This is a genomic window from Ramlibacter sp. GS1-15, from assembly GCF_057785015.1.
Window position 1 is genome coordinate 1531072 of the sequence record NZ_JBYNTU010000001.1, and the last position, 15565, is coordinate 1546636.

At 68.6% G+C, this 15565-nt stretch carries 19 protein-coding genes; 12 read left to right on the plus strand and 7 right to left on the minus strand.

Translation table 11 applies throughout. The features are described 5' to 3' along the window. Complete coding sequence (locus AC3EF3_RS07660) at positions 1–969, minus strand: LysR family transcriptional regulator (protein ID WP_488531557.1); 969 nt, start codon at positions 967–969, stop codon at positions 1–3. Positions 970–1038: 69 nt separating this feature from the next. Here AC3EF3_RS07660 and AC3EF3_RS07665 point away from each other — a divergent pair, with 69 nt between their 5' ends. From AC3EF3_RS07665 to AC3EF3_RS07695, 7 genes are all read left to right on the plus strand, one after another. Beyond that, entirely contained in the window at positions 1039–2172 is a 1134-nt protein-coding gene (locus AC3EF3_RS07665) for an FAD-dependent monooxygenase (protein ID WP_488531558.1), read from the plus strand. A gap of 10 nt (positions 2173–2182) precedes the next feature. Next, complete coding sequence (locus AC3EF3_RS07670; RefSeq protein WP_488531559.1) at positions 2183–2728, plus strand: GAF domain-containing protein; 546 nt, start codon at positions 2183–2185, stop codon at positions 2726–2728. Between the two features lie 5 nt (positions 2729–2733). Further along, positions 2734–3144, plus strand: coding sequence for a VOC family protein (locus AC3EF3_RS07675; RefSeq protein ID WP_488531560.1), 411 nt, complete (start codon positions 2734–2736; stop codon positions 3142–3144). Then, positions 3137–3943 (plus strand): alpha/beta fold hydrolase, encoded by an 807-nt coding sequence (locus tag AC3EF3_RS07680; protein WP_488531561.1) that lies wholly within the window; start codon positions 3137–3139, stop codon positions 3941–3943. Before AC3EF3_RS07675 ends, AC3EF3_RS07680 begins: the two co-directional genes overlap by 8 nt. Next, the gene (locus tag AC3EF3_RS07685) at positions 3927–4694 is read left to right on the plus strand and encodes an ABC transporter ATP-binding protein (protein WP_488531562.1); all 768 of its coding nucleotides are present in this window, start codon (positions 3927–3929) and stop codon (positions 4692–4694) included. The genes AC3EF3_RS07680 and AC3EF3_RS07685 overlap by 17 nt, the downstream gene beginning before the upstream one ends. An 83-nt stretch (positions 4695–4777) precedes the next feature. Beyond that, positions 4778–5563: an ABC transporter permease gene (locus AC3EF3_RS07690; RefSeq protein ID WP_488531563.1), complete on the plus strand. Its 786-nt coding sequence runs from the start codon at positions 4778–4780 to the stop codon at positions 5561–5563. A gap of 15 nt (positions 5564–5578) precedes the next feature. Next, the gene (locus AC3EF3_RS07695) at positions 5579–6667 is read left to right on the plus strand and encodes an ABC transporter substrate-binding protein (protein ID WP_488531564.1); all 1089 of its coding nucleotides are present in this window, start codon (positions 5579–5581) and stop codon (positions 6665–6667) included. Here AC3EF3_RS07695 and nth read toward each other — a convergent pair whose 3' ends face one another. Continuing rightward, on the minus strand, positions 6668–7312 hold the full coding sequence (gene nth / locus AC3EF3_RS07700; protein ID WP_488531565.1) for an endonuclease III: 645 nt from the start codon (positions 7310–7312) through the stop codon (positions 6668–6670). It lies immediately after the preceding gene. Next, positions 7309–8208, minus strand: a complete 900-nt coding sequence (locus AC3EF3_RS07705) for a LysR family transcriptional regulator (RefSeq protein WP_488531566.1) — start codon at positions 8206–8208, stop codon at positions 7309–7311. Before AC3EF3_RS07705 ends, nth begins: the two co-directional genes overlap by 4 nt. Positions 8209–8292: 84 nt before the next feature. Here AC3EF3_RS07705 and AC3EF3_RS07710 point away from each other — a divergent pair, with 84 nt between their 5' ends. Genes AC3EF3_RS07710 through AC3EF3_RS07720 form a run of 3 tightly spaced genes read left to right on the plus strand, consistent with a single transcriptional unit; the run spans position 8293 to position 11293 of the window. After that, complete coding sequence (locus tag AC3EF3_RS07710) at positions 8293–9255, plus strand: tripartite tricarboxylate transporter substrate binding protein (RefSeq protein WP_488531567.1); 963 nt, start codon at positions 8293–8295, stop codon at positions 9253–9255. Positions 9256–9266: 11 nt separating this feature from the next. Beyond that, the gene (locus tag AC3EF3_RS07715) at positions 9267–10874 is read left to right on the plus strand and encodes a gamma-glutamyltransferase family protein (protein ID WP_488533755.1); all 1608 of its coding nucleotides are present in this window, start codon (positions 9267–9269) and stop codon (positions 10872–10874) included. Next, complete coding sequence (locus tag AC3EF3_RS07720; protein ID WP_488531568.1) at positions 10874–11293, plus strand: PaaI family thioesterase; 420 nt, start codon at positions 10874–10876, stop codon at positions 11291–11293. Before AC3EF3_RS07715 ends, AC3EF3_RS07720 begins: the two co-directional genes overlap by 1 nt. Here AC3EF3_RS07720 and AC3EF3_RS07725 read toward each other — a convergent pair. The 4 genes from AC3EF3_RS07725 to AC3EF3_RS07740 are packed head-to-tail and all read right to left on the minus strand — an operon-like array spanning position 11290 to position 13541. Next, entirely contained in the window at positions 11290–12015 is a 726-nt protein-coding gene (locus AC3EF3_RS07725) for a dienelactone hydrolase family protein (RefSeq protein ID WP_488531569.1), read from the minus strand. The two genes, AC3EF3_RS07720 and AC3EF3_RS07725, sit on opposite strands and share 4 nt — an antisense overlap. A gap of 18 nt (positions 12016–12033) precedes the next feature. Next, positions 12034–12447: a PaaI family thioesterase gene (locus tag AC3EF3_RS07730; protein ID WP_488531570.1), complete on the minus strand. Its 414-nt coding sequence runs from the start codon at positions 12445–12447 to the stop codon at positions 12034–12036. After that, positions 12437–12946 carry a pepsin/retropepsin-like aspartic protease family protein gene (locus tag AC3EF3_RS07735; protein ID WP_488531571.1) on the minus strand — a complete coding sequence of 170 codons (510 nt, stop codon included), beginning with the start codon at positions 12944–12946 and terminating at the stop codon, positions 12437–12439. The genes AC3EF3_RS07730 and AC3EF3_RS07735 overlap by 11 nt, the downstream gene beginning before the upstream one ends. A 19-nt stretch (positions 12947–12965) precedes the next feature. Then, complete coding sequence (locus AC3EF3_RS07740; RefSeq protein ID WP_488531572.1) at positions 12966–13541, minus strand: TetR/AcrR family transcriptional regulator; 576 nt, start codon at positions 13539–13541, stop codon at positions 12966–12968. A 47-nt stretch (positions 13542–13588) separates the two neighbouring features. On the opposite strand from AC3EF3_RS07740, the gene AC3EF3_RS07745 reads away from it, so the two are divergent. Beyond that, positions 13589–14845 (plus strand): putative Na+/H+ antiporter, encoded by a 1257-nt coding sequence (locus tag AC3EF3_RS07745; RefSeq protein WP_488531573.1) that lies wholly within the window; start codon positions 13589–13591, stop codon positions 14843–14845. A gap of 99 nt (positions 14846–14944) precedes the next feature. Next, positions 14945–15565 (plus strand): hypothetical protein, encoded by a 621-nt coding sequence (locus AC3EF3_RS07750; RefSeq protein WP_488531574.1) that lies wholly within the window; start codon positions 14945–14947, stop codon positions 15563–15565.

The window sequence follows — 15565 nt, forward strand, 5'->3', positions numbered from 1 at the left end:
TCAACGCGCGGCTCGCGCCCGGGCCGTCGCTGCATCGCGCAGCACGGCGGCCAGCGCGCGCATCTGCGGCTGGTCCGCGAGGGCGCGCAGGCAGAAGAAGGTGACGGGCGGCAAGGTCCACGACAGGCGGTGGTGCAACGGCGCGACCACGCCGCCCTTGAACAACTCGTCGACCACGTCGCGCGGCAGGATCGCGATCGCGTTCGGCTCCAGGTCCAGCACCGTCTCCATGCTGCGGATCGAGATCGTCTCCATGATCGGGATCGGCGGCTGCACGCCCGCCGTCACGAAGATCGTGTTGTAGAGGCGGCGCATCGGCGTATTGGGCGGCGGCAGGATCCAGTCGAGCTGCGCGAGCCTGGCCCAGTCGAGCGGCCCGCGCGACAGGCGCCTGGCGCTGCGCGCGCCCACGACGAGGCAGGGCTCCTGCTCGTAGATCACCTCCTGCACGATGTCCTGCGCGTCGCCTTCGTACGAGCGGCCGATCGCGCAATCGAGTTCGCGCTCGTTCATGCGGCCGACGAGCTGGTCGGTCGTGCCTTCGGCGATGGAGACCGACACGCGCGGCGCTTGCCCCGTGAGGTGCTGGATCGCCGCCGACAACAGCGCCTGCGGGACCTGCGTGGTGATGCCCAGGCGCACGCGGCCGCCGTGGCCCGCGTCGATCGCCGCCAGCACCTGCGTGGTCGACTCCAGGTCGGCGAGCCAGCGCTGTGCGTACCGCAGCACCGCGACGCCGGCGGCGGTCGGCGCCAGCCCGCGGCTCGATCGCTCGAACAGGCGCGTGCCGAAGATGTCTTCCACCTCGTGCAGCGCCTTGGTGATCGCGGGCTGGCTCAGGTTCATCTCGGCGGCCACGCGGTTCAGCGTGCGATGCCTGTCGATGGCCTGCAGCAGGGAGAGCTGGCGCATCTTCAGCCGCGACAGCACGGCGTGATGGATCAGGGCGGCGGCGTTCCTCGAGGCCATAACCCCACGGTTATACCCGCATCAGAAATCTCTGCATCCGGGTGAATTCGAGCGCCTAGACTTGATTCCATGAAGAAAGTCCTCGTCTCCGGAGCCAGCATGGCCGGCCTCTCGGCGGCTTACTGGTTCGACCGCCTCGGTCACCAGGTAACCGTCGTCGAGCGTGCCGACGGCCTGCGTCCCGGCGGTGCGCCCATCGATGTCCGCGGACGGGCGCTCGGGACCGCGCAGCGGATGGGAATCCTGGAAAGGATCGCCGACGAGAAGGTCACGATCGTCGAGCCGATGCCGGTCCTCGACGCCACGGGAACGCAAGTGGCGACCCTCGACCTGCGGTGGTTCGCCAACGAGACCGACCAGGACATCGAGATCACGCGCGACCGGCTCAACCGGATCCTGCTGAGCGTCATCCCTGCCGAGGTCGAGTTCCGCTTCAAGGTGTCCATCGCGGCGATCGCCGATGGTGCGAACGGAGCGGAGGTCGCGTTCACCGATGGCCGGCAGGACCGCTACGACCTCGTGGTCGGTGCGGACGGCCTGCACTCGAATGTGCGCAAGCTGGTGTTCGGACCCGAGAAGGACTACGTGCGGCACTTCGGCTACTACGTCGCGCTCGTCGACCTGCCGAACGACAGGAAGTGGGACCGGGCCATGCTCAACATCCCGGGCCTGACGATCGCCGTCCGCGACGCCGGCGATGGCCCGCAGGCGATGATGCTCGCCGCCAGCCCCGAGATCGACTATGACTACCGGGACCTCGAGGTGCAACGCAAGATGATCGGCGGCTTCCTCTCGCGCGTCGACGCATGGCAGGTGCCCGCGATCCGCGCGGCGTTCGTCGATCCCGCCGCCACGGGTTTCTACTTCGACTCGGTCAGCCAGACGCACATGCCGGGCTGGATCAAGGGCAACGTCGCGGTCATCGGCGACGCGGGCCACTGCGCCGCGTTGTTGTCGGGCATGGGGACGACGCTGGCGATGGTGGCGGCGGAAGCCCTCGCGAACACCTGGACGGAGCATGGCGGCGACGCCCAGGCCGCATCCCCGGCCTATCACGAGCGCGTGCGCCCCTATGTCCAGCAATGCCAGGCATTCGCGCACGAAGGCGCGCCCATCATGGTGCCGCCGACACAGCAGGCGCTCGACGAGCGCAACGCGATGTTCCGGGCGTACGCGGAGCGGTTCGCGGTCGCCCAGATCTAGAAACATGGTGATGACGACACTGGCTTCCAACCTGCTGGATGCGCTCGGCGAAGCGCGCAGCGCCGACGCGGCGCTGGCCCAGATCGACCAGGTCCGCCGCGTGATCGCGGGGCCGGGCATTTTCAGCATCCAGCTGAACGTGACGACCGCGCGCGACCCGCACAACGAGCTGCGCCTGCAGCGCTTCTACGCCTCGCCGTCCGCCGCATCGCGCTGGCCGGTGAACGGCGTGAAGCGCAAGACGTTCACGCCCTGGACCGAAACGCTGTTCGTGCGCGGCCAGCCCTTCGTGGCCGCGGGCGACGACGCGATGGCCCGCGCTTTCGACGACTACGACCAGATGAAGGCTCTCGGGATCAATGCCGTCGTGAACGTGCCGCTCCTGCGGGACAACCTCTGCTACGCCACCTTCAACGTGTTCGCCACGGGCGGGCCTTGGCGGCCGCACCAGGTGCTGGGCCTGCGGCTGCTGGCCCTCGCCGCGGCGCGCTGGGTGGCGCCTGCTCCCGACCTGATGTACAGCTTCGACAGCGAGGCCGCCGCGGAAGCGGCGTGACAGCCATGCCCTCATCCGTCTCCGGCCTGCACCACTACACGATCCGCTGCGCGGCGAGCGAGCTGCCCGCGCTCGACGATTTCTACACGCGCGTGATGGGGCTCGAGAAGGGCCGCCGGCCCGACATCCCCGCACCCGGCACGTGGCTCTACGCGGGCGGCCAGCCGATCGTGCACCTGTACGCGTACCTGGACACGCCCGAGGCCGCGCCGCAGCCGGTGACGGGGCCGCTCGACCACATCTCGTTCCGCGCACGCGGCCTCGAGAAGACGAAGGCGCACTTGCGCGCGCAAGGCGTCCAGTACACGGAGGCGCCGATCCCCGGCTGGCCGATCGACCAGGTGTTCCTGCGCGACCCGAAGGGTTTGAAGATCGAGCTGACGTTCTTTCTCGACGAGGAGCAGGGCGATGCCTGAGTTCGTGCAAGCCGGCGACGTGCGCATCGCGTACGAGCGCACAGGGCAGGGACCGCCGCTCGTGCTGATGCACGGCGCCGAGGCGAATCGCCAGATGTTCGCCGCGCTCACTCCGCTGCTCGCGCGCGACTTCACGGTGATCGCCTACGACCAGCGCGACTGCGGCGACACCGAAGGCCCGTCGCACGCCGGCAATCTCGCCGACCTCGCGCGCGATGCCGCTGGGCTGATCCGTGGCCTGGGTTATGACCGGGCTCATGTGTTCGGCTCGTCGTTCGGTGGGCGCGTCGCGCAGGCGCTGGCCCTGCTGCATCCCGAAGCCGTCGATCGTCTCGTGCTCGGCAGTACCTGGCCGCTGCCGCACACCTACGAGGTCCTGTACCGCGAAGGGGCGTCGCGCATCGATGGATTGCGTGCCCGTTTGCCCGATTCGGCGGAGGAGCTTGCGACCTGGTTCTTCCCGGAGCCTTTCCTCCAGGCGCGACCCGACCTGCGCCGCATCTTCGCCCATGCGCGGCCGCAGACCGAGCGCTCGCAGCGGCGCGCGCAAACGGTCGCGAGCACGCTGAACCTCTCGCCCGGTGCGATCGAAGCGCCGACCCTCGTGCTGGCCGGCATGCTCGACCGCGTCGTCCCCGCGCGCCTCACGATGCAACTGGCCGACGCCATCCCGGGTTGCAAGCGCCTGCTGCTCGATGACGTCGGCCACGTGACCGTGATCCAGGCGCCGCAGCGGGTCGCCGAGGCGCTCATCGCATTCCTGAAACTCAAGGAGGCGGCGCATGCAAGCCGAGGCTGATTACATCCGGATCCAGGGGCTGTCGAAGTCCTTCGGCGACGTGCTCGCGCTGCGCGAGATCGATTGTTCGATCGCGCAGGGCAGCTTCGTCTCCATCGTCGGCCCGAGCGGCTGCGGCAAGAGCACGCTCCTGCGCATCGTCGCGGGCCTGCTCGACTACAACGACGGGCGCGTGATGCTCGACGGCGAGCCGATCCGCGGCACGCGCCGCGACATCGGCTTCGTCTTCCAGAACTCGATCCTGCTGCCGTGGCGCACGATCCTCGAGAACGTTCTGCTTCCCGCCGAGGTGCTGGGCCTGGACATGAAGGCCGCGCGCGAACGCGCCAAGCGCCTGTTGCACATGGTCCGGCTGGACGGCTTCGAGGACAAGCTGCCGCGCCAGCTGTCCGGCGGCATGCAGCAGCGCGCGTCGATCGCGCGTGCGCTGCTGCACGACCCGAAGATCCTGCTGATGGACGAGCCGTTCGGCGCGCTGGACGCGCTGACACGCGAGCGCATGAACCTGGAGCTGCAGCGCATCTGGGCCGAGAGCGGCAAGACCGTCATCCTGATCACGCACTCGATCCCCGAGGCGATCTTCCTGGGCGACACCGTCTTCGTGATGACGCCGCGGCCCGGCGCGATCGAACGCACGATCCGCGTGGACCTGCCGCGTCCGCGCAGCATGCATGCGATGTCCGACCCGGCTTTCGGCCGTATCGCCGACGAAATCCGCGAACTCTTTTCCCACACCGGCTCGTTCGACTGATGTCCTCCACCTTTCCCGCCAGGGTCTCCATGCCGGCCGCCACCTCCCACCGACCCCAGCCGCGCAGGCGGTGGAAGCCGGGCATGCGGACCGCGTCCTTCCTGCTGCTCGTGGTCCTGCTCGGCGCGTGGGAAGCCGCCGTGCGCGTGTTCCACGTGCCGAAGTTCCTGATCCCGCCGGTGAGCGACATCGCCGTCGCGCTGTGGCGCGGCTTCGCGACGTCGCCCCTGGCGAAGGACGGCCTGTGGTACCACAGCGCGATCACGATGGCCGAGATCCTGCTCGGCTTCTTCATCGGCAGCGCGGTCGGCCTCGCGCTGGGCGTGCTGGTCTCGCAGATGCCGAAGCTCGAAGCGTTGATCGAGCCTTATGTCGCCGCGCTGCAAAGCCTGCCGAAGGTCGCCGTCGCACCCATCATCGTCGTGTGGCTCGGTTTCGGCATCGGCTCGAAGGTGGCGATCATCTGCCTGCTCACCTTCTTTCCGGTGCTGGTCACCAGCATCGCGGGCTTCAAGGCCGTGGACCCGGACCGCGTCGACCTGCTGCGATCGCTTTCGGCGACACCGTGGCAGATCTTCCGCAAGGCGAAGTTCCCGAGCGCGCTGCCCTATGTCTTCGCGGGCCTGAACATGGCCGCGGCCTTCGCCGTGGTCGGCGCGATCGTCGGCGAGTTCGTCGGCGCGCAGGCGGGCCTGGGCGTGCTGATCCTGCAGATGGAGGCGCAGATGGACACCGGCGGCAGCTTCGCCGTGTTCATCGTGCTGTCGGTCATCGGCATCGTGCTCACGGCGATCCTGCGCCGCGTGCAGCAGCGCGTGCTGCACTGGATGCCGCAGGACCCGAGCCGCCAGCGAACCATCAACGTTTGACCAAGGAGACGAGCGATGTTGACGAGACGTGAATTCGGGCTGGGCGCAGTCGCGCTGGGCCTGCCCTCGATGGTCCTCGCGCAAGGGGTGAAGGTGCTGAAGGTCGCGAACACGGCCGGGGTGATGGATGCGCAGCAGTGCTTCATCACGGCGGGCCAGCATCCCAAGCTGAACTTCTACAAGAGCGAGGGCGTGGACGTCGAATACGTGAACATGACCAGCATCACGCAGGCGCTGCAATCGCTGATGACCTCGCAGGTGCAGTTCGGTCCCATGGCGCCGGGCATCCTGCTGCCCGCGCTCGCGAAGGAGCCCTCGCTCGACCTCGTCGCGGTGTACGAATGGCTGCCGCGTAACGCGAACGTCGTCGTCGTCAAGCCCGGCAGCCCGATCAGGCGCGTGGCCGACCTGGCGGGCAGGAAGATCGGCGTGCGCAACCAGGGCGACCCCGGCATCGTCGTGACGAAGACGATGCTCGCCGAGCTGGGCCTGAAGGACGACAAGTGCGAGTACATCGCGATCGGCGACGGCGCGCCGGCGGGTGCCGCGATCGACAACGACCGGGTCGACGCGATGGTCACTTTCGACACCGCCGCCGCGCGCGTCGAGCTGGTGGGCACGAAGCTGCGCTACGTGCCGCTGACGCCCAAGTTCGACAAGGTGGGCTCCAGCTGGATCTGCGTGCCGCGCAAGGCGCTCCAGCAGGACCGCAAGGCTTATGTGGGCCTGTTCCGGGCGATGGCGAAATCGACGCTCTTCGCCCACAGCAACCTCGACGCCGCGATCGACGCGCACTGGGGCGTCTACCCCGAAAGCAAGCCCAAGGGCAAGAGCGAGGACGAAGCGCGCAAGGAGATGAAGTTCATCCTGAAGGACCGCAAGGAGAACTGGATGCGCCGGCCGGACGATCCCGACCAGCGCTTCGGTGCATCGAGCCTGGCCGAGTGGAAGGCCCATATCGACGTCGCCAGCGAAACCGCGAAGATGCCGGACCTGGCGAAGCAGGTCGATGCGAACAAGGTGTTCACGAACGAGCTGATCGACGAGGTGAACGCGTTCGACCGCAAGGCGATCGTCCAGATGGCGCAGTCGTTCAAGGCCTGATCAGGATTTCGGCGGCGGCGTCTTCGGCTGGTAATCGCAATACTGGATCACCGCGCACTCCCAGCACTTGGGCGTGCGCGCGACGCAGACGTAGCGGCCGTGCAGGATCAGCCAGTGGTGCGCGTCCCTCATGTACTCCTTCGGCACGCGCTGGAGCAGCTTCTGCTCGACCTCGACCACGTCCTTGCCCGGTGCCAGGCCGGTGCGATTGGCGACGCGGAAGATGTGCGTGTCCACCGCCATCGTCTCCTCGCCGAACGCGACGTTGAGCACCACGTTCGCGGTCTTGCGGCCGACGCCGGGCAAGGCCTCCAGCTCCTCGCGCGAGCGGGGCACCTGGCCGCCGTGCTTCTCCACGAGGATGCGGCAGGTCTCCATCAGGTTCTTCGCCTTGGTGCGGTACAGGCCGATGGTCTTGATGTAGCCCTCCAGCCGCTCCAGCCCGAGGTCCAGGATCGCCTGCGGCGTGTTCGCGACGGGAAAAAGCTTGCGGGTGGCCTTGTTCACGCCCGCATCCGTGGCCTGCGCCGAAAGCAGCACGGCCACCAGCAGCTCGAACGGCGTGGTGAACTCCAGCTCGCTGGCGGGCAGGGGGTTCGCCGCGCGCAAAGTGGCGAAGAATGGTTCGACGTCCCGGCTTTTCATGGCGGCGAGTCTAGCGGCCGCGGCAGGCGCGACTGGAACTCGCGCACCACCGCCGCGACCAGGGCGGTCTTGCGCGACTCGCGTTGCCGCACCAGTGCCATGCGGCGCTCCTCCGCCTTCGGGATCTCGATCACGCGCAGCCGGGTGTCCGCATGCCATCGCGCGTCGCGCAGCAGCGGCACGACCGCGACGCCGAGCCCTGAGCGCACCAGCTCCGCGATACTCTCGATCGCATTGAGCTCCAGGAACTCCTGCGGCCGCACGCGCAGCCGCTTGAGCGCGCGCTCGACGAGCCGGCCGGTGTGCTGTGTGCGGTCGAAGCGGATGAAGCGCTCGCGCTGCAGCAGTTCGCGCAGGCCCGCATCCGGCAGGTTGCGCGGCACCAGCAGCACCATCGGCTCCGAATACAGGGGAGTCCACGCCAGTTCCACCGAGCCCCGCGCGACGCGCGGCTCGCGCACGACGACGGCGGCATCCAGTGTGCCGGCTTCCACGCGTTCGATGAGCTCCATCGACTTGGCTGCCGACACGTGCAGGTCCAGCGCCGGGTGCTTCTCCTTCAACCCCAGCGTCGCCTGGATCAGCAACCGCACCGCAGACACGACCGAGCCCAGGTGCACCGTGCCCGCCATGGCTTCCTTCGTCGGCGGCGCGGCGCGCATCTGCTCGTAGGCGGCCACCAGCTTGCGCGCGGCGGGCAGCAGCTCGCGGCCCGCGGCATTGAGCGCGACGGTCTTGCCTTGCCGCTCGAACAGCGACCGGCCCAGGTCGGCCTCCATCGCGCGCATCTGCTGGCCCACGGCGGCCTGCGTCAGTGCGACGCGCTGGGCCGCCGCGGCGAAAGAGCCCTCCTCGGCGACGGCGAGGAAAGTGCGGAAGAGGCGCAGGCTGCCCATGCCTGCCATGCTAAACAATTGCTTTAGGCGAAGTAAAGCAATATTCGCTTTCGCTTTCACGTCACCCGCATGACAATGCACGGCATGAAGCTCATTCGTCCTTTCCTGGCCGCGGTCCTGGCCTTGTGCGCGGCTGCCGCCTCCGCGCAAGGCGCTTATCCCGCCCATCCCATCCGCCTGGTCGTTCCGTTCCCGGCGGGCGGCGCCACGGACATCTTCGCGCGGGCCGTCTCGCAAAAGCTCGGCGAAAGGCTGGGCCAGGCGGTCGTCGTCGACAACAAGCCGGGGGCCGGCGGCGCGATCGGCTCGGACATCGTCGCCAAGGCGCCGGCCGACGGTTACACGCTGCTGCTCGCCACCACCAGCACGCATTCGATCGGGCCCAGCCTGCAGAAGCTGCCGTACGACGCCGTCGCGGATTTCACGCCGATCATCCACGTGGGCAATGCGCCGAACTTGATGGTCGTGCCCAACAGCGCGCCGGCGAAGAACGTGAAGGAGTGGATCGAGTACGCGCGCAAGAACCCCGGCAAGCTCAATTACGCGAGCAGCGGCAACGGCACCATCGTCCACCTCACGGCCGAGTACTTCAAGGCGCAGACCGGCACGTTCCTCGTGCACATCCCGTACAAGGGCACGGCCCTCGCGATGCCGGACCTGATCAGCGGCAAGGTCGACCTGCTGTTCGACAACATCGCCAGCGCGCTCCCGCACGTCAAGGACGGGCGGGTGAAGGCGCTGGCGATCTCGTCGCCGAAGCGCTCGCCGCTGCTGCCCGACGTGCCCGCGATCGCGGAAACGGTGCCCGGCTTCGAATCCAACACCTGGTTTGGCCTGTACGGGCCCAAGGGCCTGCCGGCCGACCTGGTCGCGAAGATCAACGCGGGCGTGAACCAGGCCTTGCAGGACGCCGACGTGAAAGAGCGCCTCGCGAAGCTGGGCATCGAACCCGTCGGCGGCACGCCGCAGGCCTTCGCGAAGATGACCGACGCCGATCGCGCGAAGTGGAAGAAGATCATCGTCGAGAGAAAGATCGTCAGCGAGTGACGGGCCGGACCATGCAGTTCAACTTCAACAACCCATACCCGACCGTGCGCGTGCCGGTCTTCGCGCGCAACGTCGTCTCCACCTCGCACCCGCTCGCCGCCCAGGCGGGCCTGCGCATGATGTGGAAGGGCGGCAATGCGGTGGACGCCGCCATCGCCGCGGCGGCCGTGATGACGCTGTGCGAACCCTGCAGCAACGGCCTGGGCAGCGACGCCTTCGCGATCCTGTGGGACGGCAAGCAGCTGCACGGCCTGAACGCCTCCGGCCCCGCGCCGGCGGCGTGGACGCCGGAGTACTTCAGGAAGAAATACGGCGATGCGGCCACGCCGCCCAAGCGCGGCATCGATTCGGCCACGATCCCCGGCGCGGTGGCCGGCTGGGTGGCGCTGTCGCAGAAATTCGGCAAGCTGCCCTTCGCCGACCTGCTGGAGCCCGCGATCGACATCGCCGAGCGCGGCTACCTCGTGCCGGTCATCGTGCAGCAGAAGTGGGCCGCGGCCACGTCCGAGCTCAAGTCGCAACCGGGCTGGGCGCAGGCCTTCCTGCCGAAGGGCCGAACGCCCGAGGTCGGCGAGCTGTTCCAGTTCAAGGCGGCAGCGCGGGCGTTGCGCGCCATCGCCGAAACCAAGGGCCAGGCCTTCTACGGCGGCGAGATCGCGCAGGCGATCGCGAAATTCTCGAAGGAGCACGGCGGCGCGCACACGGTGCAGGACTTCGCGTCGTTCCAGCCCGAATGGGTCAACACGATCTCGCGCAAGTACCACGGGTGGGAACTGCACGAGATCCCGCCGAACGGGCAGGGCATCGCCGCGCTGATCGCGCTGGGCATCCTCGAGAAGTTCAACCTCGCCGGCATGAAGGTCGATTCCGCCGATTCGCAGCACCTGCAGATCGAGGCGATGAAGCTCGCCTTCGCCGACGTGTACCGCTACGTCGCCGAGCGCAAGTCCATGGAGGTGACGACCGAGCAGATGCTGGACGACGCCTACCTCGCCAGCCGCGCCCGCCTGATCGACATGCGACGAGCGCAGGAGTTCGCGCCGGGCAACCCGGTCCAGGGCGGCACCATCTACCTCACCGCCGCCGACGAGAACGGCATGATGGTGAGCTTCATCCAGAGCAACTACATGGGTTTCGGCTCCGGCTGCGTGGAGCCGACCTTCGGCATCAGCCTGCAGAACCGCGGGCACGGCTTCAGCCTCAAGCCCGGTGCCAACCAGGTCGCGCCGGGCAAGCGGCCGTTCCACACCATCATTCCGGCGTTCCTCACCAAGGACGGCCAGCCCGTCATGTCCTACGGTGTCATGGGGGGCAACATGCAGCCGCAGGGCCACATGCAGACGCTGGTGCGCATGCTCGATTACAAGCAGAGCGTGCAGGCCGCCTGCGACGCGCCGCGCTGGCGCTTCAATGCGGGCCTGGAGATCAACGTCGAACACCAGATGAATCCCGACGTGGTCGCCGAGCTGCGCTCGCGCGGACATCGCGTCGAAGTGATCAACGACAACTACCAGGACTTCGGCGCCGGCCAGTTCATCTGGCGCGCCGGCGACCCGGGCAAGGAAGGCTACGTCGCCGCCTCCGACCCGCGCCGCGACGGCCTGGCCGCAGGGTTCTGATGGACGGCAGGAAGAAGCCCCGCTTCATCCAGCACGTCGGCATGACGGTCGACGAGGCGGGGCCCGGCCATTCGCGCTGCTCGCTCGCGATCGAGGACCATCATCGCAACGGCACGGGCGTCGCGCACGGCGGCGTGCTGTTCACGCTGGCCGACACCGCGATGGGCGCGGCGCTGTTCTCCTCGCTGGACAAGGGCGAGATCTGCGCGACCATCGAGATCAAGATCGGCTACTTCAAGCCGGTGTTCGAGGGCACGCTGGTCTGCCACGCCACGCTGGTGAACAAGGGCAAGAGCGTGGCGAGCCTGGAGGCGACCATCCACAACGGCGAGCAGCTGGTCTCCAAGGCCAGCGGCACGTTCGCGATCTTCCGCCGCAAGACGGATGCGCAGTGGACGGAGCCGGCGGTGAGCGACTAGAGCCTGCGCCGGAACAGGTCGAACAAGCGCTCCCAGTGCCGCTCGGCGCTGGGCTTGTCGTACACGGCGCGCTGGGGAAACACGAAGCCGTGTTCCGCCTTGGGGTACCACTCGATGCGGTGCGGCACCTTGGCTTCCTTGAGGGCCGCCTCGAGCACGTCGATGTCGCTCTTCGGGGCCCACTTGTCGATCTCAGCGCAGGCGAAATAGCTCTCGCACCTGACCTTGGCCGCCAGCCGGTGCGGCGAATCGGGCTGGTCCGTCGCCATGCCCGCGCCGTGGATCGACGCGATGCAGGCGATGCGATCCGGGAACTCCGCCGCCGCCGCCATCACGAACGGACCGCTCATGCAGTAGCCCACAGCGCCGATCCGCTTGCTGTCCGCTTCGGGCTGCGCATCGACGAACTTCAGCATCGCGGCCGTGTCGCGCAGGTTCAGGGCGATCGTGGTGGCGTGCATGTGCTCGAACATCACCGCCATCGCCGCCTCGGTGCGCTCGCGCAGCCAGTAGTCGCGCGTGCGGCGGTAATACAGGTTGGGCAGCACGACGTAATAGCCCACGGTGGCCAGGCGCCGCGCCATGTCGTGCAGCTCCTCGCGCTTGCCCGGCGCGTCCATGTAGAACAGCACCACGGGGTGCGGCCCGTTCTCCTCCGGGTACACCACGAAGGTGTTCATCGCGCCGTCGGCGGTGGGGATGTCGAGGTGCTTTTCGATCATTCGCGCATTTTGCGCGAATCACTCGGCCTTGCGAATCGTCCCCTGGGCGGCGGCGCACAGCTTGCGTTCGCCACCGCGTTCCAGGAACACGTCGCAGCGGCACACGGCCTGGGTCCGGCCGCTGCCGACCACCGTCGCCAGCGCGACCAGCCGGTCCGCATCGGTGGCCGGTCGCAGGTAGTTGATCTTGAATTCCGAGGTCAGCACCTTCGCCCCCAGCACCGACCCGCCCGCGTACGTGAGCGCGTTGTCGGCGAGGTAGGAGATCACGCCGCCGTGCGCGAACCCGTTCTGCTGCAGCAGCTTGGGCGCCATCGGCACGGCCAGCTGCGCGCGGCCCGCCTCGAACACGTCGAGCTCGGCGCCGAGCAGCACGCTGAAGGGCTGTTGGGCCAGCACCTCGCGGCCCCAGGCGAGCAGGTCAGGCGGCATGGGCCCTCCGGGTCGAGCGGGCACGCCGCCGCGCCAGCCAGCGCATCAGCAGGCGCACGTAAGGCGACCAGGGCACGACGCGCGGCTGCCCGCCCAGCGAGGCCTGCGCCTGCGAGAGCAGGTCCTCCAGGCAGGCGTCGTGCAGCGGCCGGATGATGAACAGCCAGTTCAACAGCGTGCGGCCCTTCGCATCGATCTCCATGCGGTGTTCCAGCACGCAGTGCTGCGAGGTGGCATCGAGGATCTCGAAGGTGTGCCAGCCGTCGACGTGGCGGAAGCGGAAGCGCACGAACGAAGTGGGCTCGTAGGCCTCGACCGAGTAGCGGATCGGCCCATGGCCGCCCGCGGCGCCGACAGCGAGCGGCCGGTCGAGCACCATGCGTGGCCAGCCGTTGCGGGGCCACAGCTGGTCGTCCGGCGAGCCCAGCGTGGCGATCAGCGCCGCGACCCGCTCGGGGCTGGCACGCAGCAATCTTTGATGGACGTTGACGATCTTCATCTCGGCACTCTCCTTGGATTCAGGGCGCGACGGCCATCCAGGCCGCGTGTTCCAGCGCGGCGCGCGTCTTCGGCGGCACGGCGGCCTTCTCGTTCACCCAGCGCCCGGTGAGCGACATGGCCGGCGCGAACACGACGGCCATCCAGAGGTGGAAGGGCAGCGCGCGCATCTCGCCCGCCTCGGTCATGCGGTCCACCCAGGCCTTCAAGGCGCCGAAGGCCTGCGCGTTGGCGGTGCTGATGCCTTCGGACGCATCGGTCACCTCGCCGTCGCGCTTGAGCTTGTGCAGCAGCGCGGCGCGGTCCGGGTGCTTCGTCACCCACTGGACGTGCGCGCGCACCAGGCCCTTGATGCCGGCCTCGGCGTCCACGTCGCGCGAGATGGGGGCGAGCAACGCGGCGTGGAAATCGTGCAAGGTGTCCACGTACAGCGCGTCGGCCAGCTGCGCCTTGGTCGGGAAGTGGTGATACAGGCTGCCGTTGCTCACGCCGGCGGCCTGGCGCACCTGCTCCATCGACGCGCCGACATAGCCGTGCTCGAGGAAGACGCGCGCGGCGGCATCGAGCAGCCTCTCGCGGGTGGGGATCGGATCCATGGAGTAGAGTGTTACTCCAGAGCGATACTCTAGTCAAGATCGCGGGTATGGATCATTCCCTGGAACTGATCGCCACGGCCCTGTTCGCCGCGGCGGTTCTCCACACATTCCTGGCCAAGCAGCTGCACCACCTGGGCGAGCGATTCCCGCGTCATGCGGGGCTCTTTCACCTGCTCGGCGAGATCGAGGTCGTCTTCGGGTTCTGGGCCATCGTGCTGGTGGTCGCGATCGCGCTGCATTCCGGCGGCGCCGAGGCGCTGCGCTACGCCGAATCGCGCGAGTTCACCGAGCCGCTGTTCGTCTTCGTCGTGATGGTGATCGCGGGCACGCGGCCCGTGCTGGTCGCGGTGCGCCGGACGATCGAGCGCACGGCGGCGATCGTTCCCGTGCCGACGGCGCCGGCGCGCGTGTGGCTGGCGCTGGCGGCCATCCCGCTGTTCGGCTCCTTCATCACGGAGCCGGCGGCGATGACGATCGCCGCGCTGCTGCTCGCGCCGCAGGTGTTCCATGCGGGCATGCCGGAGCCGCGCAAGTACTTCGTGCTCGGCGTCCTGTTCGTCAATGTCTCGATCGGCGGCACGCTCACGTCCTTCGCCGCGCCGCCGGTGTTGATGGTCGCGCAGACCTGGGACTGGAGCTCCGCCTTCATGGCCGCGACCTTCGGCTGGAAGGCCGCACTGGCCGTGCTGGTCAACGCCACGCTCGCGACGCTCGCGATCCGGCGCCAGCTCGCGCAAGGCGCGCCGGAAGCGCACGATGACGACCGCCCGGCGCCACCCCTCGCACTCACGGCGTTGCACTTCCTCTTCCTGGCACTCGTCGTCGTGCTCGCGCACCACCCGGTCGCCTTCCTCGGCGTGTTCCTGCTGTTCCTCGGCATCGCGCAGGCCTACGAGTCGCACCAGGACAGCTTGATCATGCGCGACGCGCTGCTGGTGGCGTTCTTCCTCGCCGGCCTCGTGGTGCTGGGCGGCCTGCAAAGCTGGTGGCTGCAGCCGATCGTCACCTCCCTGTCGCCGCACGCGCTCTTCGCCGCTTCCACGGCGCTCACCGCGATCACCGACAACGCGGCGCTCACTTACCTCGGCTCGCTGGTCGACGGCCTGTCGGCCGAAGCGAAGTACTACCTCGTCGCCGGCGCCGTGGCGGGCGGCGGCCTGACGGTGATCGCGAACGCGCCCAATCCCGCCGGTGCGGCGCTGCTGCGGCGCGGCTTCGAGGACGAATCCATCGGCGTCGCCGGCTTGCTGGCGGGTGCACTGCTGCCCACCGCGGTGGCGATCTCGGCCTTCCTGTTCCTGTAGCTGATGCGCCGGTAGTCCCCGGCTGACCCGCTGTGCCGGGCGGCGACTACACGGCCGCGCCGCTCACCGCGAAGAATGGAAAGGCACTGGAGGACACGCATGCAGACACTCATCAGCGTCTTCGACGACCGCGCCAACGCGCGCAAGGCGGCGGACCGGCTGGTTCAGGCCGGCTTCGAGCACGACAACGTGCACCTGAAGGAAGGGGCCGACGCGCAAGCAGCGAAGGAAGCCGTCGCCGACGAGGCGGTGAACCGCGACGTCGGCGAACGCGCGATGCACACGGCCGAGCGCGAGGTGGCCGTGGACCGCGGCGTGCTCGATGCGCTGGGCCACTTCTTCGTGAGCCTGTTCGGCGAGGACCGGGGCGAGGTCACGGCCAGGAAGTACGGCCGCTCGATCCGCGACGGCCATTCCGTCGTGCTGGTCGACGCGCACGACGACCACGAGGCCGAGACGGCCGCCGTGATCCTGCACGAGCAGGGTGCCATCGACGTGGACGACCACGAGGCGAACGGCACGCCCGCCAAGCCCGGCGTGCGCGCGTACCAGCGCAATGAGGGCCCGACGCTGGGCGACCTGGCGAAGCAGCGCCAGATGCGCGAGGACAGCCTGCTCGCCGACCGGGCGGGCGAGGTGAGCCAGGAGATGAAGCAGGATCGCGAGGAGCGTGCGTACGCGTCGGCGATGACGCACGTGGACCGCGATCGGCCGAAGTGA

Excerpts from the sequence above, each read along its gene's own strand:
- AC3EF3_RS07660 (WP_488531557.1), bottom strand. The coding sequence starts at position 969 with ATGGCCTCGAGGAACGCCGCCGCCCTGATCCATCACGCCGTGCTGTCG.
- AC3EF3_RS07665 (WP_488531558.1), top strand. The coding sequence starts at position 1,039 with ATGAAGAAAGTCCTCGTCTCCGGAGCCAGCATGGCCGGCCTCTCGGCG.
- AC3EF3_RS07670 (WP_488531559.1), top strand. The coding sequence starts at position 2,183 with ATGACGACACTGGCTTCCAACCTGCTGGATGCGCTCGGCGAAGCGCGC.
- AC3EF3_RS07675 (WP_488531560.1), top strand. The coding sequence starts at position 2,734 with ATGCCCTCATCCGTCTCCGGCCTGCACCACTACACGATCCGCTGCGCG.
- AC3EF3_RS07680 (WP_488531561.1), top strand. The coding sequence starts at position 3,137 with ATGCCTGAGTTCGTGCAAGCCGGCGACGTGCGCATCGCGTACGAGCGC.
- AC3EF3_RS07685 (WP_488531562.1), top strand. The coding sequence starts at position 3,927 with ATGCAAGCCGAGGCTGATTACATCCGGATCCAGGGGCTGTCGAAGTCC.
- AC3EF3_RS07690 (WP_488531563.1), top strand. The coding sequence starts at position 4,778 with ATGCGGACCGCGTCCTTCCTGCTGCTCGTGGTCCTGCTCGGCGCGTGG.
- AC3EF3_RS07695 (WP_488531564.1), top strand. The coding sequence starts at position 5,579 with ATGTTGACGAGACGTGAATTCGGGCTGGGCGCAGTCGCGCTGGGCCTG.
- nth (WP_488531565.1), bottom strand. The coding sequence starts at position 7,312 with ATGAAAAGCCGGGACGTCGAACCATTCTTCGCCACTTTGCGCGCGGCG.
- AC3EF3_RS07705 (WP_488531566.1), bottom strand. The coding sequence starts at position 8,208 with ATGGGCAGCCTGCGCCTCTTCCGCACTTTCCTCGCCGTCGCCGAGGAG.
- AC3EF3_RS07710 (WP_488531567.1), top strand. The coding sequence starts at position 8,293 with ATGAAGCTCATTCGTCCTTTCCTGGCCGCGGTCCTGGCCTTGTGCGCG.
- AC3EF3_RS07715 (WP_488533755.1), top strand. The coding sequence starts at position 9,267 with ATGCAGTTCAACTTCAACAACCCATACCCGACCGTGCGCGTGCCGGTC.
- AC3EF3_RS07720 (WP_488531568.1), top strand. The coding sequence starts at position 10,874 with ATGGACGGCAGGAAGAAGCCCCGCTTCATCCAGCACGTCGGCATGACG.
- AC3EF3_RS07725 (WP_488531569.1), bottom strand. The coding sequence starts at position 12,015 with ATGATCGAAAAGCACCTCGACATCCCCACCGCCGACGGCGCGATGAAC.
- AC3EF3_RS07730 (WP_488531570.1), bottom strand. The coding sequence starts at position 12,447 with ATGCCGCCTGACCTGCTCGCCTGGGGCCGCGAGGTGCTGGCCCAACAG.
- AC3EF3_RS07735 (WP_488531571.1), bottom strand. The coding sequence starts at position 12,946 with ATGAAGATCGTCAACGTCCATCAAAGATTGCTGCGTGCCAGCCCCGAG.
- AC3EF3_RS07740 (WP_488531572.1), bottom strand. The coding sequence starts at position 13,541 with ATGGATCCGATCCCCACCCGCGAGAGGCTGCTCGATGCCGCCGCGCGC.
- AC3EF3_RS07745 (WP_488531573.1), top strand. The coding sequence starts at position 13,589 with ATGGATCATTCCCTGGAACTGATCGCCACGGCCCTGTTCGCCGCGGCG.
- AC3EF3_RS07750 (WP_488531574.1), top strand. The coding sequence starts at position 14,945 with ATGCAGACACTCATCAGCGTCTTCGACGACCGCGCCAACGCGCGCAAG.